The 21,192-nt window shown below is 69.9% G+C and carries 16 protein-coding genes; 5 read left to right on the top strand and 11 right to left on the bottom strand.

What is annotated here, in order from left to right; genetic code table 11:
* Positions 1-445 precede the first annotated feature (445 nt).
* Positions 446-2,116: a DUF4192 domain-containing protein gene (locus tag ACQEWB_RS36420; protein WP_432838718.1), complete on the bottom strand. Its 1,671-nt coding sequence runs from the start codon at positions 2,114-2,116 to the stop codon at positions 446-448.
* 272 nt (positions 2,117-2,388) lie between these two features.
* Between ACQEWB_RS36420 and ACQEWB_RS36415 the strand changes: the two genes are divergently transcribed.
* Both ACQEWB_RS36415 and ACQEWB_RS36410 read left to right on the top strand, forming a co-directional pair.
* The gene (locus ACQEWB_RS36415; protein WP_432838716.1) at positions 2,389-4,548 is read left to right on the top strand and encodes a RecQ family ATP-dependent DNA helicase; all 2,160 of its coding nucleotides are present in this window, start codon (positions 2,389-2,391) and stop codon (positions 4,546-4,548) included.
* A 331-nt stretch (positions 4,549-4,879) separates the two neighbouring features.
* Positions 4,880-5,515: a hypothetical protein gene (locus ACQEWB_RS36410; RefSeq protein WP_432838714.1), complete on the top strand. Its 636-nt coding sequence runs from the start codon at positions 4,880-4,882 to the stop codon at positions 5,513-5,515.
* 257 nt (positions 5,516-5,772) lie between these two features.
* Here ACQEWB_RS36410 and ACQEWB_RS36405 read toward each other — a convergent pair whose 3' ends face one another.
* The 3 genes from ACQEWB_RS36405 to ACQEWB_RS36395 form a co-directional block, all read right to left on the bottom strand.
* Complete coding sequence (locus tag ACQEWB_RS36405; protein ID WP_432838712.1) at positions 5,773-6,411, bottom strand: hypothetical protein; 639 nt, start codon at positions 6,409-6,411, stop codon at positions 5,773-5,775.
* A 68-nt stretch (positions 6,412-6,479) separates the two neighbouring features.
* Positions 6,480-7,181: a ribonuclease HII gene (locus ACQEWB_RS36400; RefSeq protein WP_432838710.1), complete on the bottom strand. Its 702-nt coding sequence runs from the start codon at positions 7,179-7,181 to the stop codon at positions 6,480-6,482.
* A gap of 81 nt (positions 7,182-7,262) precedes the next feature.
* Positions 7,263-7,886, bottom strand: coding sequence for a TetR/AcrR family transcriptional regulator (locus ACQEWB_RS36395; protein ID WP_432838708.1), 624 nt, complete (start codon positions 7,884-7,886; stop codon positions 7,263-7,265).
* 187 nt (positions 7,887-8,073) lie between these two features.
* On the opposite strand from ACQEWB_RS36395, the gene ACQEWB_RS36390 reads away from it, so the two are divergent.
* Positions 8,074-9,621 carry an MFS transporter gene (locus tag ACQEWB_RS36390; protein WP_432838706.1) on the top strand — a complete coding sequence of 516 codons (1,548 nt, stop codon included), beginning with the start codon at positions 8,074-8,076 and terminating at the stop codon, positions 9,619-9,621.
* Between the two features lie 341 nt (positions 9,622-9,962).
* Here ACQEWB_RS36390 and ACQEWB_RS36385 read toward each other — a convergent pair whose 3' ends face one another.
* The 3 genes from ACQEWB_RS36385 to ACQEWB_RS36375 all read right to left on the bottom strand — a co-directional run bounded on the left by ACQEWB_RS36385 (position 9,963) and on the right by ACQEWB_RS36375 (position 12,311).
* Positions 9,963-10,880 carry an ADP-ribosylglycohydrolase family protein gene (locus ACQEWB_RS36385; RefSeq protein ID WP_432838704.1) on the bottom strand — a complete coding sequence of 306 codons (918 nt, stop codon included), beginning with the start codon at positions 10,878-10,880 and terminating at the stop codon, positions 9,963-9,965.
* 12 nt (positions 10,881-10,892) lie between these two features.
* A complete protein-coding gene (locus tag ACQEWB_RS36380; RefSeq protein ID WP_432838702.1) occupies positions 10,893-11,552 on the bottom strand; it encodes a histidine phosphatase family protein in 660 nt (219 codons plus the stop codon).
* 153 nt (positions 11,553-11,705) lie between these two features.
* The gene (locus tag ACQEWB_RS36375; protein ID WP_432838700.1) at positions 11,706-12,311 is read right to left on the bottom strand and encodes a YdbC family protein; all 606 of its coding nucleotides are present in this window, start codon (positions 12,309-12,311) and stop codon (positions 11,706-11,708) included.
* A 159-nt stretch (positions 12,312-12,470) separates the two neighbouring features.
* On the opposite strand from ACQEWB_RS36375, the gene ACQEWB_RS36370 reads away from it, so the two are divergent.
* Positions 12,471-13,004 carry a TerD family protein gene (locus ACQEWB_RS36370; protein ID WP_432838698.1) on the top strand — a complete coding sequence of 178 codons (534 nt, stop codon included), beginning with the start codon at positions 12,471-12,473 and terminating at the stop codon, positions 13,002-13,004.
* Positions 13,005-13,010: 6 nt separating this feature from the next.
* Here the strand turns inward: ACQEWB_RS36370 and ACQEWB_RS36365 are convergent, their stop codons facing one another.
* From ACQEWB_RS36365 to nrdR, 3 genes are all read right to left on the bottom strand, one after another.
* Positions 13,011-13,700 carry a DUF6215 domain-containing protein gene (locus ACQEWB_RS36365; protein WP_432838696.1) on the bottom strand — a complete coding sequence of 230 codons (690 nt, stop codon included), beginning with the start codon at positions 13,698-13,700 and terminating at the stop codon, positions 13,011-13,013.
* Positions 13,701-13,896: 196 nt separating this feature from the next.
* Complete coding sequence (locus ACQEWB_RS36360; protein WP_432838694.1) at positions 13,897-16,797, bottom strand: vitamin B12-dependent ribonucleotide reductase; 2,901 nt, start codon at positions 16,795-16,797, stop codon at positions 13,897-13,899.
* A 162-nt stretch (positions 16,798-16,959) separates the two neighbouring features.
* Positions 16,960-17,520: a transcriptional regulator NrdR gene (nrdR, locus tag ACQEWB_RS36355; protein WP_432838692.1), complete on the bottom strand. Its 561-nt coding sequence runs from the start codon at positions 17,518-17,520 to the stop codon at positions 16,960-16,962.
* 565 nt (positions 17,521-18,085) lie between these two features.
* Between nrdR and lexA the strand changes: the two genes are divergently transcribed.
* Positions 18,086-18,865, top strand: coding sequence for a transcriptional repressor LexA (lexA, locus tag ACQEWB_RS36350; protein WP_432838690.1), 780 nt, complete (start codon positions 18,086-18,088; stop codon positions 18,863-18,865).
* Positions 18,866-19,021: 156 nt separating this feature from the next.
* Here lexA and ACQEWB_RS36345 read toward each other — a convergent pair whose 3' ends face one another.
* Positions 19,022-21,034 carry an ATP-dependent DNA helicase gene (locus tag ACQEWB_RS36345; protein ID WP_432838688.1) on the bottom strand — a complete coding sequence of 671 codons (2,013 nt, stop codon included), beginning with the start codon at positions 21,032-21,034 and terminating at the stop codon, positions 19,022-19,024.
* Positions 21,035-21,192 lie beyond the last annotated feature (158 nt).

The following is a 21,192-nucleotide window of genomic DNA, read 5'->3' as shown; positions in this document are numbered from 1 at the left end:
ATTGCGGCGGGTACAGAGGCGCCCCGCAGGGTGTCGTCGGCGAACTGCGGCTCGTGTCCGCCCTCCCGGGTCACATGCGGCGGCAGGTCGTCGCCCGTCCAAGGGGGCGGCTCGAAGCGGGCGCCACGTGGCCGGTCGTCGGCGGTGGAGGGCGGGGGCGGCGGCTGATGCATGTGATGGCTTCTTCTGCGCTCTGTGCACCTCGGGCGTGTGTTGCACCGGGTGAGGTATCCGGACGGACGTGGGCTGTGCGGCGGCACAGCCCATCCAGGCGCTCCGCCACTCAGGTGAACGCGACGGGGCTCTCCCGGGTCACGCTCACGATCGTCCGACCCGACCGAATGGCGGCGGCGCCACAGGCTGTCCTCGACGGCTCGCCGTTCAGTCTTCGCCCCATCCTCAAGGTCGATTTGCCGACAAGTTCCAGTGCTCTCCCGGCCGTTGCTCACGCGTCCCCCTCGGTGGCGTCGCCTCCGGGGTGCGTGTCGGCGGGACGGTTGCCGTGCCGGTGCGCAGGTCCGTTCTCGCCGCTACGCGGGCGCGTGCCACCCGCGCGCGCTGTGCCGGGACGGGTGCCGTCGGCCGCTGATGTCCGCGAACGAGGAACTCCCGCCGCGCTTCCCCGACCGTTGGCCCTCGCCGGTCGAGTCCGGCTCCCGGCCGCACGACCGGAACGAGTCCGGCGCCGCGCACGAGGAGCTTCCTCCGACACGGACAGAGCCGACGGCGCTCCGGCTCCCTCACCCACCGCTGGTACCGAAGCCGCCCGCTTGACCTCAGCCGCCTCCTTGACCTCAGCCGCCTCCGAATTTTCCCCTGGCCCCCGCCTCCCCCCGGCGCCCGGCCCATCACCCTCGGCCCGATGGACCGTTCCCCCGTCGCGGTCCCGTCGTTCCGCCCGCAAGCAGCGCCGGATCGACTCCGGATCCAGGCTCTCGTTGCAGGCCTGGTGCAGCAGTCGGGCGAAGAGATAGCCGGGGTCGGCCCCCAAGGCCATGGCCAGGGCCTCCCGCGCCTCCAGTTCGTCACCGCTGGACCAGGCGACCCAGCCGGCGAGGGTCAGCGGCGCCGCGGCATGCTCTCCGTACGGTCCGACGCAGCGGCGTGCGAGAGCCCGCCAGAGGCGCAGTGCCGGGGCTGCCTCGTCGTCCTCCATCCACTCGGCCGCACGATCGCGCGTGGCCCGGTCCTGCAGACCGAGAATCAGCCTCGCCGCTTCGTCGTGCCCGAGCAGTTCGTCGTCGCGGAGATCCGCATTGAGCGCGCCGGACAACGGAGGGACTTCCGCCAGGCGGCCCCTGATCCGTTCGGCCAGCTCCAGCGTCTCGTCGGCCACGCCCGCACGGCTGTCCCCGTCGAGAATCCTGGGCACCAGGGCCATGCTCGCACTGTCCAGGGCGGCCTCCTGTTCCAGGGCGGCGGCGGTCTCCCAGGGTTGGAGCCTGGCCCGGAGTTCGCGCAGGGTTCCCAGTACCTGCAGGCCGGCATAGGTGGCTGCGGCGGCAAGCACAGAAGTGCCGGGCAGGCCCATGGGCAGGCCGTCGGATGGGCAGCAGTTCTCGTTCACGCAGCAGTACGACCAGAAACGGCCGTCCGAGATGCACAGCGCCTCGATCACCGGGACGTCGAGCTGACCGCACTCGACGCGAAGTTTCTGGGCCAGCGGGCGCAGTCGTTCCATGACCTGTCGACCCGACTCCCCCTTCGCCGGCTCCTGGCAGAGGTAGGCGACGATCTGCTCGGGCCGGGCTCCTCGACGCTCACCACCCGTCACCAGCCCGTGCGCCAACTGCCGTGCCGCGGACGCCCAGTCGTCGGCGCTCGTCGGAATTCCGAGGCGGGCTCGGCCGCCGAACCGGCCCCGCCCGTCCCTGTCGTGCAGGGCGACCAGGACGATGCTGTCCTCGGGGCGGTACCCGAGCAGATACGGCAGTGCGTCGGCCAGTTCGGCAGGTGTGCGCAGCGTGACCTGGTGCTCGGGGCCATGGCTGTCGTAAGCGGTGCAGTCGACCGGGCCCGGGCGGAGGGTGCGCCCGTCCACGCGGGGTTCGCGGCCGTCGCGTCGTCCGGCCTCGCCGTTTTCGGGTGATCCAGTGGTTTCGCCGTGATTCGTCATGCGCCGACGATCTCGCGGATCACAAGATTCCGCTTTGCCCTGTGGATAAGTCCGACCAGGGACACGACAACGCTGTGCCGGACGGGTCCAACTCGCCCGACGGCACCGAGGGTTGGGCGGCTCGCCTCGCCTGTCGTACGAGCAGCGGCCCCTTGGGAATCCGACCCTCCCCCTTGGAGAAACGACCAGGCTCCCTCGAAAACACCGGCAGGCCGCTCCCTCCCACCCCGGCCCGGTCCGGATTGTCAGTGCCGTCCTGTTGGATGGGACGCATGGAGCACACGAGCAACGCGGAACTCCGGGCGGCTGCCGACGCGGTCCTGGCCCGCCTCGTCGGGGACGCCGGCGGCACGGCCAGGCTGCGCGAGGACCAGTGGCGGGCGATCGAAGCGCTGGTCGCCGACAGACGCCGTGCGCTCGTCGTGCAGCGCACGGGGTGGGGCAAGTCCGCGGTCTACTTCGTGGCGACGTCGCTGCTGCGGGCCCGCGGCAGCGGTCCGACGGTGATCGTCTCCCCCTTGCTCGCCCTGATGCGGAACCAGGTCGAGGCCGCCGCCCGGGCCGGCATCCACGCGCGGACGATCAACTCCGCCAACACCGAGGAGTGGGAGACCGTTCAGGCCGAGATCGCGGCGGGCGAGGTCGACGTCCTGCTGGTCAGCCCGGAGCGGCTCAACAATCCGGATTTCCGGGACCAGGTGCTGCCCAAGCTGGCCTCCGCCACCGGGCTCCTGGTGGTGGACGAGGCGCACTGCATCTCCGACTGGGGGCACGACTTCCGGCCGGACTACCGGCGCCTGCGCACCATGCTCGCCGACCTCCCGCCGGGCGTGCCGGTGCTCGCGACCACCGCGACCGCCAACGCGCGCGTGACCGCCGACGTCGCCGAGCAGCTCGGCACGGGGGGTACGTCGGACGCCCTGGTGCTGCGCGGTCCGCTGGACCGGGAGAGCCTGAGCCTGAGCGTGCTGCGGCTGTCGGACGCCGCGCACCGGATGGCCTGGCTCGCCGACCACCTCGACGAGCTGCCGGGGTCCGGGATCATCTACACGCTCACGGTGGCCGCCGCCGAGGAGGTCACCGCCTTCCTGCGCCAACGCGGCCACACAGTCGCCTCGTACACGGGCAGGACGGAGAACGCGGACCGGCAGCAGGCCGAGGACGACCTCCTCGCGAACAGGGTGAAGGCCCTGGTCGCCACCTCCGCGCTCGGCATGGGTTTCGACAAGCCGGACCTCGGCTTCGTGGTGCACCTCGGCTCGCCGTCCTCGCCGATCGCCTACTACCAGCAGGTGGGCCGCGCCGGACGCGGCGTCGAGCACGCCGAGGTGCTTCTGCTCCCGGGCCGGGAGGACGAGGCGATCTGGGAATACTTCGCGTCGCTCGCCTTCCCACCGGAGGAGCTGGTGCGCCGCACACTGGACGTCCTCGCACGCGCGGACCGGCCCGTGTCGCTGCCCGCACTGGAACCCCTCGTCGAGCTGCGCCGCTCCCGCCTGGAGACCATGCTCAAGGTACTCGACGTGGACGGGGCGGTGCAGCGGGTCAAAGGCGGCTGGATCGCCACCGGCAGGCCGTGGACGTACGAGGCGGAGCGGTACGAGTGGGTCGCGCGGCAGCGCGGGACCGAGCAGCAGGCGATGCGTGAGTACGCCTCGACGACGGACTGCCGGATGGAGTTCCTGCAGCGCCAGTTGGACGACGAGGGCGCCAAGCCCTGCGGACGCTGCGACAACTGCGCGGGCGCCCGCTTCACGGCGGACATGTCCACGGCCGCGCTGGACGCCGCGCGCGTCGACCTGGGCCGGGCGGGTGTCGAGGTGGAGCCACGCCGGATGTGGCCGACCGGCCTGCCTGCGATCGGCGTCGACCTCAAGGGACGCATTCCGGCGGGTGAACAGGCGGCTTCAGGGCGGGCGTTGGGTCGGCTGTCGGACATCGGCTGGGGCAACCGCCTGCGGCCCATGCTCGCGCCCCAGGCGCCGGACGGGCCGGTGCCGGACGATGTGGCGAAAGCCGTCGTCGGTGTGCTCGCCGACTGGGCCAAGGGGCCCGGCGGCTGGGCCTCGGGCGAGGCGGGCGCCCAGGCGCGTCCGGTGGGCGTGGTCACCGTCGCCTCACGCACCCGGCCGCATCTGATCGACTCCCTGGGCGCGCGGATCGCGGAGGTCGGCAGACTGCCGCTGCTCGGCTCCGTGGAGTACGCGGATGCCGCGCCACACGTCTCCCGCAGCAACAGCGCCCAACGGCTCAAGGCACTGGACGGCACACTGACCGTGCCGCCCGCGCTCGCCTCCGCCCTCGCCGGAGGCCCGGTCCTGCTCGTCGACGACTACACCGAGACGGGCTGGACGCTCGCGGTCGCGGCCCGAATGCTCCGACGCGCGGGCGCACAGGAGGTGCTGCCTCTCGTCCTGGCCGTCCAGGCCTGATCGCGGGCCCTCGGTCGGGGTCCGGGTCACGCCCTTTTGCCGAGTACGGCGACACTCCTCTGGACCACCTGTGTCCCAACGATGTACGAACACGAGATGAACGGCCACCTCACGCGTCGCGGCAGTAGGCACTGGGTAGGGATATAAACCGCATACCGTCAGATTCCGGTCAGTAGCCCCAATTGCTCGTTGCCGCATCCAAGTTCGACAGCAAGAATTGAACTCCGCTCCCCGCACGGCTCGTCCGTGGACCGGTAGGGCTCTGCTGCGGTGCGCGCTCCCCCGAATCCGACCTCGCCCGCAGTGTGGGCGCGTAGCCGAAGGGAGGACCGTGACCTTCGGATTCGCTCCGTCCTCGGCGGCATCCACGTCGACGTCTGCCGACCTGTCCGCCGCTTCCACCAACCCGCTCGCCCGCATGCTCGAACCGGCGGAGTGGGCCGACGCCGGGATCCCGCTGCTGCGCAATCCCCGGGAGGTCGTCAACGGACTGCACTCCCGCCACCGCCCCCGGCCGGCGACCGCGATCGTGGCCGTGCTGGATCCGGACGAACGGCTGTGCGCGAGCGCCTCGTTCACCCGCCGCCCGGCACCTGCCGACGGCTGGATGTTCCGCAACGCGCTGCTCGCCCAACTGCGCCGGGTGATCCCGCACGACCTGCGCCTGCGCACTCCGGTGCGGACCGCCGTGCTGCTCTACTGCCGCGAGGGGGACGCGCGTTGGACGGAGGAGGACGGTGCGTGGATGTGGGGCCTGCGTGACGCCTGCACACTGCACGGACTGCGCTGCGGGGCCTACATCACGCTGACCCGGGACGGCTGGCAGGTCGTCGGTGAAGGCCGTGGCGGGCGCCGCCCGAGCGCGGACTCCATACCGGAGCCGTTCGGCATGACCGAGGCGCCGCCCCCGCTGCCGCGAACCGGCGGTGCCGCTTCGGAGGTCCTGCGCCGCGCGGCAGCCCGCTGAGCCCACCGGCCGAACGGCACGCCAACCGTCGTATGCCCGCACGGCGTTCAAGGACGAAGACCCGCGCATACGACGGACACCGAGCCCCCGCGCCGGGCCTCCCCGCGGCATCGCGAGCCAGCGGAAGGACCCGCGTCACGGGCGCCCTCGGCGAGCACCCGGCCGTCATCAGTGCATGCCGAGGCGTCCGCCGTGCCGGTGCCGCCGCAGCGGCGCCGTCCTCGCTCCGGCGTCCGCGTGGACGTACCGGAGCGAGCTCAGACGCCTGCGCCCAGAACCGTGTTGATCTGCTGCGGGTCGCCGCAGACGATCAGCAGGGCGCCGGCCCGGGCGTGGGCCAGCGGCAGGGCAGTGGCGGCGGCAGTCTCCGGACCGCCGTTGACGGCGACCACGACCACGGGACGCGAGCCGGCCCGGGAGGCGACGGCGGCGTCCGTGTAGAAGACGTCGTCGCCCGCGTCGTGCTGGGCCCAGTAGGAGGGTTCACCGAAGGACAGCTCGTGGGCGGCCCACGGGTGCTGTTCGCCGGTGGTGATGACCAGTACGTCGCCGGGGGCGCGCCCCGAGTCCAGGAGCAGGTCCACAGCTTCCTCGGCGGCGTCGAGCGCGCCGTCGAGCGAGGCAGGGATCAGCTGGATCTGCGGGATCGCCGGAGCCGCGACGGAGACTGCGGCGGCAACCGGACCCGAGGGTCCGGGCTTGGCGGCCACGTCACGCGACGTACGTTGCACCGGCGGAGTGGGCCGGAGCGGACCAGGGCGACCGGGTCGCGGCGGGGCCGCGGGACGGGGGCCGGGTACGGGGCGAGGGGTCGGCGCGGTTCGGCCACTGGCCGGAGTGGCGCGGGGACCCTGGGCACTCTCGTGAATCTGAGGCTCCTCGGGAATGAGAGGCATGAGCTGATTTTTATCAAACACTGGTACGGCTCGCGTCGGGGGGTGGCACATGAGTGCGAGCGGATTCGTCAGAAGTCGAAGCCGAGCTGGCCCTCGATCTCCGGAACGCTTCCGTCCGCCCAACTACGGGCCTTCTTGAGGTGCCGCCACTGGGGCAGCGCATCAAGATACGCCCACGACAAGCGGTGGTACGGGGTGGGGCCCCGCTCCTCCAGCGCGGCCTTGTGCACGGGAGACGGATACCCGGCATTGTCCGCAAAACCGAAGTCTGCATGGTCGATACCCAGTTCGGCCATCATTTTGTCGCGCTGAACCTTGGCGATCACCGAAGCCGCCGCGACCGCCACGCAGGACCGGTCGCCCTTGATCACCGTACGGACCTTCCAGGGCGTCCCGAGATAGTCGTGCTTCCCGTCGAGGATCACGGCGTCAGGCCGGACGGGCAGCGCCTCCAGGGCACGCACCGCTGCGAGCCGCAGGGCGGCCGTCATGCCCAGGGAGTCGATCTCCTCGTGAGACGCGTGACCCAGGGCGTACGAGGTCACCCACTTCTGCAACTCCCCGGCAAGCACGGTGCGCCGCTTGACGGTGAGCAACTTGGAGTCGGTGAGGCCTTCGGGGGGTCGGCGCAGTCCGGTGACCGCCGCGCAGACGGTGACGGGTCCGGCCCAGGCGCCTCGCCCCACCTCGTCGACACCGGCAATGATCTTCGCTCCGGTCGTTGCGCGAAGGGAGCGCTCGACGGTGTGAGTAGGTGGTTCGTACGGCATGGCGCCCTTAGCCTACGCCTCGCGGATCACCTGGCGACACCCCGGCTCCCCGCGCCGCGCCACGACCGTCCCGAACCACGCTCAGCCCTCGGTGGGCCGCAGCAGCGGAACCATCAACTGGTCGATCATCTCCTCGATATCGGCATCGCTCCATTCGCTTCCGCGCATCTTCGAGCGGTACATCATCATGGCCGGGATGGCATCGAGGACGTAGCTGTTCGCCGCGTCGGGCCGCACCTCGTTCCGCTCAATTCCACGGGCGACCACCTGGCGGAGCAACTCGACCGTAGGCTCCACGATCCCGTCGAAGATCACGCTGTGGAAGCGCTCGGCCTGGATCGGATCGCATTCGTGAATCACGGCGCGGACCGCGAACCCGGGGCGCGAGAACATCGCGTCGCGCGCCTGCAGGCACAGCGCGAGCAGATCCTCCCGCACGCTGCCCAGATCGGGCGCCTCGGCGAAGCTGGGCAGTCCGGCCCGCAGCGCGTCCGCGACGAGATCCTCCTTGGATGGCCAGCGGCGATAGACCGCCGCCTTGCCGGTCTGGGCGCCGGCGGCGACGCCCTCCATCGTGAGGCCGTTCCAGCCCACCGTACTGAGTTGCTCCAGGGCGGCATCGAGGATCGCGCGTTCGAGCACGGCGCCGCGCCGACGGAGGGAGGCCGCCTGAGCGGGGGCGGCCGTCCAGCGCGAGGTAACCATCTGACTGTCTCCAGCGTGCATGGGGGAGCGGAGTTTTCGGGGACATGGGCGCGCCGCGCGACAGCAACGGGGGACCCGCCGCACGACACCAATTTAAGTGAACGCTTGCGTTCACTATCGGGGACTCACTACCGTTGACGCCACAGTGAACGGGATCGTTCACTAACCCGCTTGTGGGGGACCCATAGTGACAACCTCTCAGTTGATCAAGGACCAGAAGCCAGGTGCGGCCCGCCGCGAAGGGCATCCCGGCATCGCCCTCGCGGTCATCGCGGCCTGCCAACTCATGGTGGTACTCGACGCGACGATTGTGAACATCGCGCTGCCGCACATTCAAGACGCTCTCAACTTCAGCACCACCGACCTCACCTGGGTCGTCAGCGCCTACACGCTCACCTTCGGCGGCCTGCTGCTTCTGGGCGGCCGGGCCGGTGACATCCTCGGCCGCCGCCGGGTCTTCATGACCGGCATCCTGCTGTTCACCTTCGCCTCGCTGCTCGGCGGACTCGCCCAGGAACCCTGGCAGTTGCTGGCCGCGCGCGTGCTGCAGGGCATGGGTGGCGCGATCGCGTCGCCCACCTCGCTGGCGCTGATCACCACGACATTCCCCGAAGGGCCGGAGCGCAACCGGGCCTTCGGCGTCTTCGCCGCGGTCTCCGCGGGCGGCGGCGCGATCGGCCTGCTCGCGGGCGGCATGCTCACCGAGTGGCTCGACTGGCGCTGGGTGCTCTTCGTGAACGTGCCGATCGGCGTGGTGATCGCCCTGCTCGCGCCGCTCTACATCAGCGAGTCCGAGCGGCACACCGGACGCTTCGACATCGCGGGTGCGGTGACCTCGACGGCGGGCATGGCGGCCCTCGTCTACGGCTTCATCCGGGCCGCGGACGAGGGCTGGCGGGACAGCCTGACCATCGGCTCCTTCGCGGCTGCCGTGATCCTGCTGGTGGCCTTCGCGCTCGTCGAGTCCCGCGCCAAGGAGCCGATCACCCCGCTGCGAATGTTCGCCGACCGCAACCGCTCGGGCACGTACGTGATCATGCTGAGCCTGGCCGCGGCGATGTTCGGCATGTTCTTCTACATCGTGCTCTTCGTGCAGAACGTGCTGGGGTACAGCCCGATCCAGGCCGGCCTCGCCTTCCTGCCGGTGACGGTGGTGATCGCGATCGGGGCCGGACTGTCGCAGCGGTTCCTGCCGGTGTTCGGGCCCAAGCCCTTCATGCTCACGGGTTCGGCGCTCGCGGCGGTCGGACTGGCCTGGCAGACCCTCATCACCTCCGACAGCTCCTACGCGGGCGGGGTGCTCGGTCCGATGCTGGTGTTCGGCTTCGGCATGGGCCTGAACTTCGTGACGCTGACGGTGACCGCGGTCTCCGGCGTCGCCCAGCACGAGGCGGGCGCGGCCTCCGGACTGCTCAACGCCATGCAGCAGGTGGGAGGCTCGCTCGGGCTGTCCATCCTCACCACGGTGTTCGGCTCGGCCAGCAAGGACGAGGCGCAGAAGCAGTTGCCGAAGTTTCTCGCCGACGGCTCGGCGGAGCAGAAGGCCGAGTTCGCCAAGACGCACCAGCTGCCCGGCACTTGGGGACACCAGGTGCTGACCCAGGGCATCTCGACGGGCTTCGTCGCGGCGGCGGCCATGGCCGTACTCGCCCTCGGCACCGCCTGGTTCGTGATCCGGGTCCGCAAGAGCGACCTGGAAGCGCTGGCCGGCACGGCGGGCCCCGCTGTGGGCTGATCCACTCGGGCCCGCGAGAGACCGCGGATGGCCGGACCGAGTCCAGGGGACCGACGGCGAGGACGTCGGCCCGGCCATCCGCCCACCCCGGGCTCGCCAAGGCAACAGGAACCGCATCACCACCCCCAGGACCTCTCACGTTTCAGCTGTCGCTGTCGGACCGCACGCAACACGCCCGACATCATGACAACGGCCGTCCGGTCACGCAGAGTTCCCATCATGCACGGAGAGTTTTCAGCGGTTGTATCTCACCGCTCTCTCCCGGGTGGCGGGCCAGTCAGAAACGCGCCTCCCTCGGGCGGCGGGCCAGCCAGAAACGTGTCTCCTGGGCGGCAACCCGCTCAGGAGCGCGCCACCCGGACCTCGGGCACCCACTCCGGCAGCGCCTCGGTCCGGCCCGCCCACTCCGTCGGCGGCGCCCCTGCCGGTCCAGCGGCGATCACCCCGCCCACGATGGCGCAGGTCGTGTCCACGTCGCCGCCGACCTGGGCGGTCGCCCAGAACGCCTGCTCGTAGTCGCCGAGGGCCCGTGCGGCCGACCAGAGTGCGAAGGGCACCGTGTCGTGAGCCGACGTACGCCGCCCGCAGCCCAGTACGGCCGCGACGGTGCCGGCGTCGCCGTAGTCGAGCATGTCCCGGGCTCGACGCAGTCCCGCACCGACGGCACTCTTCGGCACGAGCGCGACGACCCCGTCGAGCAGCGCCTCGGGGCTCGGCGGGCCGTCTGGGGCGGCGGCCAGTGCGGCGGCCGCCGCGACGGCCATGGCGCCGACGACGGCCTCACGGTGCTGGTGGGTGGGGTAGGCGGAGATCTCCGCCTGGTGGGTCGCCTGTGCCGGGTCGTCCGCGTACCAGGCGCCCAGTGGGGCGATCCGCATCGCCGCGCCGTTGCCCCAGGACCCCTGCCCGTTGAAGAGCTCGGCGGCCAGCTCGCGCCAGTCGCCGCCCTCCCGGACCAGTCGCAGCAGACGGTTGACCGCGGGGCCGTACCCCCGGTCGAAGTCGTGGTGCTCGGCGAAGGAGTGCGCCAGCGCGTCCTGGTCGACGCGGTGGTGGGCGGCGAGGACGGCGACGACCGAGCAGGCCATCTCCGTGTCGTCGGTCCACTGCCAGGGACCGGGCGGCAGCTCGCGATGCTTCAGCAGCGGGTGGTTCCCCGGCACGAAGAACTGCGAGCCCAGCGCGTCCCCCACCGCCAGTCCGCGCAGGCTCGCCAGGGCGCGCGCCAGGCGCCCGCCCGGGGAAAAGTCAAAGGTCATCGCTCTGCCACTCTATCCGGTGATCCCGTACGGCTCGGGGTCCCGCCAGCGGTCGAAAGGCCGGTCCAGCACATACCTGTCGTCGTCCCCGAGAACGAGCATCCGCATCTCCGCGTTCCCCGGGTTGGACAGCGACTCGAATTCCGCGACCGTCCAGTGGAACCAGCGCATGCAGAACAGCCGCATGGCCAGGCCGTGGGTCACCAGCAGCACGTTCGGCGGGTGGTCGGGGGCCTCGAAGCTGCGGAACAGGCTCTCCAGGAAGCCGCCGACCCGGTCGTAGACGTCCGCACCGGACTCGCCCTGGGCGAAGCGGTAGAAGAAGTGGCCGTACGCGTCCCGATAGGCCTTCTGCAGGCGTACGTCGTCGCGGTCCTGCCAGTTCCCCCAGTCCTGTTCTCGCAGCCGGGGCTCCTCGCGCACCCGTATGAGATCGGGGTCGAGATGGAAAGCTCGGAGCGTCTCGTGCGTACGGCGGTACGGGGACACGTACACGCTGACGCGCTCGCGGCCGAACACCTCGCGCACCTGCTTGCCGGTCTCCTCGGCCTGCTGCCAGCCGCGGTCGGTCAGCGCGAGGGCATGGTCGGGTTCACGCTCGTAGACGGTGTCATCAACATTGCCCGTTGACTCCCCGTGCCGGACAAGGACGATGCGCCGTGGTCGTGCCATGCCAAAACCCTAGATCGAGTGACGGCCGATCGAGCACTCGTACGGGCTCCATACGGCGTAGGTCACACAGTTTTCGCACCACAGGCCACATCAGAGCGCACGTTCGGCGGGTCTGGTTTCCAAACTAACCGGTCCGGTTTTCAAACCGACCCGTCAGACCGTCCAGGTCGGTTCCATCTCCACGATGTCACCCGTGAGGGCCGCCACGTCCGCCTCGATCTGCGCGCGCAGGGCGAGCCGCTCCACGCGCTCCGTGCGGTACTTGCCGTGTTCTGCGGCCGATCGCCACATGGACAGCACCAGGAACTCGTGTCCCGGCGCCTCGCCGAACAACCCGCGGATCATGCCGGGCGAGCCGGCCATCGCGGGGTTCCAGACCTTCTCCTGCATCAGGGTGAAGTGTTCCGCGCGCTCCTCGTGGACCCGGCACAGAGCGACCCGCAGCAGGTCGGCGTCGGTGAACCGGGGCTCGAAGCCCGTCTTCACGTCGAAGCGGTAGTCGAAGAGCTTGACCTGGGCGTCCTTGAAGGTGCCCGCCTGGGACGCGGCCAGCCGGTCGTGGGAGCGGGCCATGAAGGAGTCGTAGAAGGCGCGGCTTTCCCAGAACGCGAAGATGTGCGCCACACCGGGTCGCCCCCGGCTCCAGCCACCCCCTTGTCCCCGAAACCCCGGCTCCCCCAGAAGCCCCGCCCACTTTCGCTGCCCCCGCTCGAAGCCGCGGCGGTCCACCACGGTGCAGCGAATCCACTTGACCAGCACCGCGCCATGGTAAGGCCACGGAGCGTGGCCCCGGTCACGCTCCGGCGGACATCACCGGCGCATGGGCACGCGCGGGCGTGGCAGGATGGACAACGGGCCCTGTCTGTCCAGCAGTTCGGGCCACGAGGGGCACACGGGGAACGGGGAAGGGGAAGTCTGGTGAACGCCCTCAGCAAGGGGATCCGGAAAGCGGAGGTCGCACTGAAGTGGGACCCCAGTCCGACGGGACAGCCGCCCACCGATCTTGACATCGTCGCCGCCACCTACGCCACGGGCGATCCGTACGGCGATCCCGCATATGTGGTGCACTTCGACAGCCGCTCCCCCGACGGCACCATCTACCTCAACCGGGACAGCAAGGACGGCAAGGGCTTCGGCTGGGACGAGGTCATGACCCTGGAGCTGGACCGGTTGAGCGACCGGTACGCGCGCGTGGTGGTCGGAATCGTCATCCAGCAGCGTGAGGCACACCGGACCTTCGTCAGTGTGATCAACCCCGGTCTGCGCATCCGTGAGGGCTACACCGTGCTCGCCGAGGACGACTTCGGAGACGTCCTGGGCGCCACGGCGGCGACCGTCGGGGAGTTCGTGCGCGACGAGTCCGGTACGTGGACCTTTCGGGCCGGGACCCACGGCTTCGAGGACGACCCGGCGACCTTCACCAGGACCATGGGCCGAGCACACCAGCCCTGACGACCCTCAGCCGGCTGTCCAGCCCGGGACCTCCGGCAACACCTCCTCGGCGACGCGGACCAGGGCCGCGTCGTCGGGTGTCACGTCGTCCTGGCGCCAGATGGAGACCTCGAAGAATCCGCCACCGTCCTTGGCGTCCCGCGCGACCATGAGACTGCGGGCGATGCCACCAGGGCCGGTGTCCACCTTGCCACCACCCAGGTTGAAGCTGAGGGCGACGGTCCGGTCCGAGTAGAGCACCGCCGGGTGCCCCAGGATCGTCCGCTTCTGCGCGCCGTTGCCCAGGAAGGCGGCCATGTCGGCCACCGGGACGTCGTCGTCCGACACCGAGAGCTTCAAGGAGTACGTGTCCAGGTCGACGTTGCCCTCGGGGGCCGGGGTCTTGGAGCCGTCGGCCGAGGTGATCGTGGCATCACTGCCGTAGGCGGTCTGCGCGTACTCGTCCGGCGTGCCCAGGAGCATGGGCAGGTCCGGACGGTTCAGCGCCGTACACAGCTGCGCTCCCGAGAGATGCTTCGACCGCTGCTTGCTGTCCGACTTCTCGCACACGGCCGGCGTACGGTCCTCGGCCTGCTGCTGAAAGCTTCCGCCAAGCGCCCATACGAGAGCCGCGAGACCGCCGACCGCCACCACGGCGGCAACTGCCTGAGACCCCGCGCTCCAGCCCTTCTCCGCCTCCGGAACAGCCTCGGTCATGTCCCCCGCCCCCCTTGTGCTGTGCACCTGCTGTGCGGTGGGGAGCCTAATGGGTGATCGTTTCGTGGGGGAAATGAAATTGTCCCGTGCATGCAGAAAACCCGGGGCAACAGTCCGCACATGCCGAGGGCGGTGAAGTCCCCGCAGGAACTCCACCGCCCTGACCGGCTGGTTCACGCCCAGTGGGCGTTCACGATCAGCTGCAGCCGCTGGTCGACCCGCAGCCCTCGCAGATGTAGCAGGAGCCGGCCCGCTGCATCTTCGTACCGCAGGAGAAGCACAGCGGGGCGTCGGCCTGGATGCCCAGCTGCATCTCCACCAGCTCGGCGCTGGTGTGGGCCTGCTTCGGGGCGGGCTTGGCCGCCTCGACCTCGGCCTTCGGCGTGGCGACGGCCTTCAGCTCCTGGGCGCGCGGCGCCGACTGGGCCAGACCCTCGACGTCGAGCTCCTCCTCGGAGGGCTCGTACGAACCGGTCTCCAGGTGGCGCTGGCGCTCCTCGGCGGAGTGGATGCCGAGCGCGGAGCGCGTCTCGAAGGGCAGGAAGTCCAGCGCCAGGCGGCGGAAGATGTAGTCGACGATCGACTGCGCCATCCGCACGTCCGGGTCGTCCGTCATACCGGCCGGCTCGAAGCGCATGTTCGTGAACTTCGAGACGTACGTCTCCAGCGGCACGCCGTACTGGAGGCCGACGGAGACCGCGATGGAGAAGGCGTCCATCATGCCCGCGAGGGTGGAGCCCTGCTTGGACATCTTCAGGAAGACCTCGCCGAGACCGTCGTCCGGGTAGGAGTTGGCGGTCATGTAGCCCTCGGCGCCGCCGACCGTGAAGGACGTGGTGATGCCGGGACGGCCCTTGGGGAGGCGCTTGCGGACCGGGCGGTACTCGATGACCTTCTCGACCGTCTCGCGGATGGTCGCCTCGGCCTTCTCCGTGACCTCGGCCTTCTCCTTCTCCTTGGTCTTGGCGGAGAGGGGCTGGCCGACCTTGCAGTTGTCGCGGTAGATGGCGAGCGCCTTGACGCCCATCTTCCAGGCCTCGAAGTAGATCTCCTCGACCTCCTCGACGGTCGCCGACTCCGGCATGTTGACCGTCTTGGACAGGGCGCCGGAGATCCACGGCTGGATCGCGGCCATCATGCGGACGTGGCCCATCGCGGAGATGGAGCGCTCGCCCATGGCGCAGTCGAAGACCTCGTAGTGCTCGTGCTTGAGGCCGGGGGCGTCGACGACATTGCCGTTGTCGGCGATGTGGGCGACGATCGCCTCGATCTGCTCCTCCTGGTAGCCCAGGCGGCGCAGGGCCTGCGGGACCGTGCCGTTGACGATCTGCATCGAGCCGCCGCCGACCAGCTTCTTGAACTTGACCAGCGCGAGGTCGGGCTCAAGACCGGTGGTGTCGCAGGACATCGCCAGACCGATGGTGCCGGTCGGGGCGATCACGGACGCCTGCGCGTTACGGAAACCGTTCTTCTCACCGAGACGCAGCACGTCCTGCCACGACTCGGTGGCGGCGGCCCAGATCGGCGTGTCCAGGTCGTCCATGCGGACGGCCTTGGTGTTCTCGTCCGCGTGCTGCTTCATGACGCGGTTGTGGGCGCTCGCATTGCGCGCGTAGCCGTCGTACGGGCCGACGACCGCGGCGAGTTCGGCGGAGCGCTTGTACGACGTACCCGTCATCAGCGAGGTGATGGCCCCGGCGAGGGCGCGGCCGCCGTCGGAGTCGTAGGCGTGGCCGGTCGCCATCAGCAGGGCGCCGAGGTTGGCGTAGCCGATGCCGAGCTGGCGGAACGCGCGCGTGTTCTCGCCGATCTTCTGGGTCGGGAAGTCCGCGAAGCAGATGGAGATGTCCATCGCGGTGATGACGAGCTCGACGACCTTCGCGAAGCGCTCGACCTCGAAGGACTGGTGGCCCTTGCCGTCGTCCTTCAGGAACTTCATCAGGTTCAGCGAGGCGAGGTTGCAGGACGTGTTGTCCAGGTGCATGTACTCGCTGCAGGGGTTCGAGCCGTTGATACGGCCGGACTCCGGGCAGGTGTGCCAGCGGTTGATGGTGTCGTCGTACTGGATGCCCGGGTCGGCGCAGGCCCAGGCGGCCTCGGCCATCTTGCGGAACAGGCCCTTGGCGTCGACCTCTTCGATGACCTCGCCGGTCATCCGCGCGCGCAGACCGAACTTGCCGCCCTGCTCGACCGCCTTCATGAACTCGTCGTTCACCCGAACCGAGTTGTTGGCGTTCTGGTACTGCACGGAGGTGATGTCGTCACCGCCGAGGTCCATGTCGAAGCCCGCGTCGCGCAGGGCGCGGATCTTCTCCTCTTCCTTCACCTTGGTCTCGATGAAGTCCTCGATGTCGGGGTGGTCGACGTCGAGGATGACCATCTTGGCGGCGCGGCGGGTGGCGCCACCGGACTTGATGGTGCCGGCGGAGGCGTCGGCGCCGCGCATGAAGGAGACCGGTCCCGAGGCGTTGCCTCCGGAGGAGAGCAGTTCCTTGGAGGAGCGGATGCGGGACAGGTTCAGGCCGGCGCCGGAACCGCCCTTGAAGATCATGCCCTCTTCCTTGTACCAGTCGAGGATCGACTCCATGGAGTCGTCGACGGCCAGGATGAAGCAGGCCGAGACCTGCTGGGGCTGCGGGGTGCCCACGTTGAACCACACGGGGCTGTTGAAGCTGAAGATCTGGTGCAGGAGGGCGTACGCCAGCTCGTGCTCGAAGATCTCCGCGTCGGCGGGCGAGGCGAAGTACTTGTAGTCCTCGCCGGCCTTCCGGTACGTCTTCACGATGCGGTCGATCAGCTGCTTGAGGCCGGTCTCGCGCTGCGGGGTGCCGACGGCGCCCCGGAAGTACTTGCTGGTGACGATGTTGACCGCGTTCACCGACCAGAAGTCGGGGAACTCGACGCCGCGCTGCTCGAAGTTGACCGAGCCGTCGCGCCAGTTGGTCATGACGACGTCACGGCGCTCCCACTGGACCTCGTCGTACGGGTGCACGCCGGGGGTGGTGTGGATGCGCTCGATACGCAGGCCCTTGTTCGCTGCCGCCTTGGTGCCCTTGGCGCGGGAACTCCGTGCCGGACCGCTCGCCGTCTCTGTCATGCCGCCTCCCTGTACGGGCTAAAACGCCCTGAAGTGCCACGATGTTCCCGAGGCACGGTGTTGTGTCTTGTGTTGCGGGCACCCTCACGCTGCCCCCAACAGGTCTTCGGATCGCCGCCTTCCGACCGGATCCGGGGTCTCCGCCCGGTTTCCGGTCGGCCGTCAGTCGGCGGCGTGCGCGGGCTCGGGGACCTGAACGGCCGCTCCCGGCCCCGCGTCGTCTTCCTGGCTCCCCGCGACAGCGTCCGGGCGGTCTTCGTCGTCCGCGGCGGCGCGTCGCGTCTCCTCCCTGAGTTCCACGATCGCGGCCTCGAAGTCCTCGAGCGAGTCGAACGCCCGGTAGACGGAGGCGAATCGCAGATACGCGACGAGGTCGAGCTCCTGCAACGGTCCGAGTATGGCCAGCCCCACGTCGTGGGTGGTCAGCTCGGCGCTTCCGGTGGCCCGCACCGCCTCCTCGACCCGTTGGCCGAGCTGGGCGAGTGCGTCCTCGGTGACAGGCCGTCCCTGGCATGCCTTGCGCACGCCGTTGATGACCTTGGTACGGCTGAAAGGCTCGGTGACTCCGGACCGCTTGACCACCATGAGCGAGCACGTCTCCACGGTCGTGAAACGACGGGAGCAGTCCGGACACTGGCGGCGCCTGCGGATCGACGTGCCGTCGTCGGTCGTACGACTGTCGACGACGCGACTGTCGGGGTGCCTGCAGAAGGGGCAGTGCATGATTTCCCAACCCTCCTCACAGCAGACTCAATAGCCTCGTTGAGCCCCATGGGCCCCTCGAAGCAGCCCCAAGCATAGGCGATGGCCAAGGGTCCGGAGACCCGGGGGACCACAACTTCTGGGCTGCTGTTGCAATCCAACCACTACATGTGGGGATTGGCTCATACATACACGCCGTACGCGCGTGTCGCGCGCGTATTGGCATGTGCCACGCGACCGCGGCGACGCGCGGGATGCGGCACTGCACAGCCGTACCGCTGCGGCACATGCGGAGATACCGTGGGTGCCGCAAGGAGGGGGCGTGCGACTCCCGCACAGATGGGGGCCGGTTCCCGGTTGACGGGATGCCGGATGGCAGACTGGGTCGACAACCCACGAGGTCACCACCCCGGCGGTGAAGAGTACAACAAAGGGCCCTTTTGTCCGCCAGGTGCCACGTTAGCCATACACCCAGACACATGATCAAGTCAGGCGATCCACGGTTTTTCACTCGAACGTGTGTTTGGCGCAACCTTTCGAAAGCAACTACCGTTGTCCAGCAGGGAGACCATCGAGAGGGGCCGACGTGACCACCACCGCAGACAGTGCCACCATCACTGCCCAGGACCGCTCCCAGGGCCGACTCGAGCCGGTGCATGCGATGAACGAAGCCGTGAATCCCGAGGGGCACAAGCGGTCCCTGCCGGGCCGACCTCCAGGCATCCGGGCGGACAGCTCCGGACTCACCGACCGGCAGCGCCGGGTGATCGAGGTCATCAGGGACTCCGTGCAGCGGCGGGGCTACCCGCCGTCGATGCGGGAGATCGGCCAGGCGGTCGGCCTGTCCAGCACCTCCTCGGTCGCGCACCAGCTGATGGCACTGGAGCGCAAGGGCTTCCTGCGCCGCGACCCGCACCGCCCGCGCGCGTACGAGGTGCGCGGCTCCGACCAGGGCGCCACCGTGCAGCCCACCGACACCGCGGGCAAGCCCGCCGCGTCGTACGTCCCGCTGGTCGGCCGGATCGCCGCCGGTGGCCCGATCCTCGCCGAGGAGTCGGTCGAGGACGTCTTCCCGCTCCCCCGCCAACTGGTCGGTGACGGCGAGCTGTTCGTCCTGAAGGTCGTCGGCGACTCGATGATCGAGGCCGCGATCTGCGACGGCGACTGGGTCACGGTCCGCCGCCAGCCCGTCGCGGAGAACGGCGACATCGTCGCCGCGATGCTCGAAGGCGAGGCCACCGTCAAGCGCTTCAAGCGCGAGGACGGCCACGTCTGGCTCCTCCCGCACAACGCGGCGTACGAGCCGATCCCCGGCGACGACGCGACCATCCTCGGCAAGGTGGTGGCGGTGCTGCGCCGCGTGTGACGGCTGCGGCGGGCGGTTCCTCGTGGGTACCGCCCCCTGACCGGGCCCCGGGACCCCTGCGCCGGTTCCGGGGCCCTGTGCTGTCCGGACCCCGGTGACGGGCGGTCCGGGATCCGGGGTTGGCCTGTCGCGGCGCCGCGACAGGCCAACCCCGGATCAATCGGCCTCTTCCTCCGCCGCTTCCGCGGTCTCCACCGCTGCCTCTACGGCCTTCGCGGCCGCGTCGATCGCCGCGAGCGACTTCCGGACCTGGTTGCGGTCCGTGGTGTACCAGAAGTCCGGCAGCGAGGCCTTCAGATAACTCCCGTACCGGGCCGTCGCCAGCCGCTGATCCAGTACGGCGACCACACCGCGGTCCCCCGTCGCCCGTACGAGGCGGCCGGCGCCCTGGGCCATGAGCAGCGCGGCGTGTGTGGCGGCGACCGCCATGAAGCCGTTGCCCCCCGCGTCCTCGACCGCCTTCTGGCGGGCGCTCATCAGCGGGTCGTCCGGGCGCGGGAACGGGATCTTGTCCATGACGACCAACTGGCAACTGGGGCCGGGGACGTCGACACCCTGCCAGAGCGACAGCGTGCCGAACAGACAGGTCTTCGGGTCGGCCGCGAAGTTCTTGATCAGCTCACCGAGGGTTTCCTCGCCCTGGAGCAGGATCGGGAACTCAGGGATGCGGGTGCGCAGTTCCTCGGCGGCCAACTGCGCGCCTCGCATGGACGAGAAGAGGCCGAGCGTACGGCCGCCGGACGCCTGGATCAGCTCCGTCAGCTCGTCCAGCATGTCCGCACGGTCGCCGTCGCGCGCGGGGCGCGACAGGTGCTTGGCGACGTACAGGATGCCCTGCCTGGGGTAGTCGAAGGGCGAGCCGACGTCGACGCCCTTCCACTGCGGGAGGTCCTCGCCCGCGGTGCCCTCCGGGGCGAGCCCGAGCGAGGCACCGACACCGTTGAAGTCTCCGCCCAGCTTCAGCGTCGCGGAGGTCAGGACGACGGAGCGGTCCGCGAAGAGCTTCTCCCTCAGGAGTCCTGACACCGACATGGGGGCGACCCGCAGGGAGGCTCCGAAGCGGTCGTGCCGCTCGTACCAGACGACGTCCCACTCGGACCCGTTGGTGACCCGCTCCGCCACGTCGTGCACCGACTCGACCGACGCCAGCGCTTGTTTGCGCACCGCGTCCTCGTCCTGGACGGACTTGTCGCGGGTCGTGCCGATCGCGGAGATCACCGTACGGCATGCGTCGCGCAGTGCCATGAGCGCGTAGCCGAGGTCCTCCGGGATCTCCTCCAGGCGGCCCGGCAGGGCCAGTTCCATCAGCCGCTCGAAGCCCTCGGCGGCGGTCTGGAGCTGGTCGGCGGCCTTCTCGTTGACCAGCTTCGCGGCGCGCCGCACCGCGCGGTTGACCTGGCCGGGCGTGAGCTCACCGGTGGCCACGCCCGTGACCCGGGAGACCAGCTCGTGCGCCTCGTCGACGATCAGCACCTCGTGCTGCGGCAGGACCGGAGCGCCCTCGATCGCGTCGATCGCGAGCAGCGCATGGTTGGTGACGACGACCTCGGACAGCTTGGCGCGCTCGCGGGCCATCTCTGCGAAGCACTCGGCGCCGTACGCGCATTTCGACGCGCCCAGGCACTCGCGGGACGAGACCGACACCTGGGCCCAGGCACGGTCGGAGACGCCGGGAGTCAGATCGTCGCGGTCGCCCGACTCGGTCTCGTCGGCCCAGTCCCGCATCCGCAGCAGGTCCTGGCCCAGTTTGCTGGTCGGTGCGGCCGCCTCGAACTGGTCGAAGAGGCCCTCCTCCTCGTCCTGCGGGACACCCTCGTGGAGGCGGTGCAGGCACAGGTAGTTCGATCTCCCCTTCAGCATCGCGAACTCGGGGCGGCGGCGCAGCAGCGGATGCAGGGCATCGACCGTACGCGGCAGGTCACGCTCGACGAGCTGGCGCTGCAGGGCGAGGGTGGCGGTCGCCACGATCACCCGCTCCCCGTGCGCGAGCGCGGGCACCAGGTAGCCCAGCGACTTACCGGTGCCGGTGCCGGCCTGGACCAGCAGATGGGAGCCGTCGTCGATCGCCTCCGCGACGGCTTCGGCCATGGTCACCTGGCCAGGGCGCTCCGTACCGCCGACGGCAGTGACGGCAGCATGCAGGAGTTCGGGGAGTGAGGGCTTCGTCATAGGGCGACCACCCTACGACCCGCCACTGACAAACGGGTGATCAAGGCAGGGGCAGGGGGCGGGATCAAGGTCGGGTGTTCCTCGGTCGGGGTGAGGGTCGGTCGGGGTGAGGGTCGGTCGGGGTGGGCGTTGGTCGCGACAGGGGTTGCTTGGGGGGA

It is taken from the genome of Streptomyces sp. CA-249302, assembly GCF_050936785.1.
Lineage (GTDB): Bacteria > Actinomycetota > Actinomycetes > Streptomycetales > Streptomycetaceae > Streptomyces.
The sequence above is the reverse complement of the archived record's forward strand: the minus strand, read 5'-3'. Positions and strand labels throughout refer to the sequence as shown.

Excerpts from the sequence above, each read along its gene's own strand:
- ACQEWB_RS36380 (WP_432838702.1), bottom strand. The coding sequence starts at position 11,552 with ATGGCACGACCACGGCGCATCGTCCTTGTCCGGCACGGGGAGTCAACG.
- ACQEWB_RS36345 (WP_432838688.1), bottom strand. The coding sequence starts at position 21,034 with ATGACGAAGCCCTCACTCCCCGAACTCCTGCATGCTGCCGTCACTGCC.
- ACQEWB_RS36400 (WP_432838710.1), bottom strand. The coding sequence starts at position 7,181 with ATGCCGTACGAACCACCTACTCACACCGTCGAGCGCTCCCTTCGCGCA.
- ACQEWB_RS36415 (WP_432838716.1), top strand. The coding sequence starts at position 2,389 with ATGGAGCACACGAGCAACGCGGAACTCCGGGCGGCTGCCGACGCGGTC.
- ACQEWB_RS36405 (WP_432838712.1), bottom strand. The coding sequence starts at position 6,411 with ATGCCTCTCATTCCCGAGGAGCCTCAGATTCACGAGAGTGCCCAGGGT.
- ACQEWB_RS36420 (WP_432838718.1), bottom strand. The coding sequence starts at position 2,116 with ATGACGAATCACGGCGAAACCACTGGATCACCCGAAAACGGCGAGGCC.
- ACQEWB_RS36395 (WP_432838708.1), bottom strand. The coding sequence starts at position 7,886 with ATGGTTACCTCGCGCTGGACGGCCGCCCCCGCTCAGGCGGCCTCCCTC.
- ACQEWB_RS36385 (WP_432838704.1), bottom strand. The coding sequence starts at position 10,880 with ATGACCTTTGACTTTTCCCCGGGCGGGCGCCTGGCGCGCGCCCTGGCG.
- nrdR (WP_432838692.1), bottom strand. The coding sequence starts at position 17,520 with ATGCACTGCCCCTTCTGCAGGCACCCCGACAGTCGCGTCGTCGACAGT.
- ACQEWB_RS36365 (WP_432838696.1), bottom strand. The coding sequence starts at position 13,700 with ATGACCGAGGCTGTTCCGGAGGCGGAGAAGGGCTGGAGCGCGGGGTCT.
- ACQEWB_RS36360 (WP_432838694.1), bottom strand. The coding sequence starts at position 16,797 with ATGACAGAGACGGCGAGCGGTCCGGCACGGAGTTCCCGCGCCAAGGGC.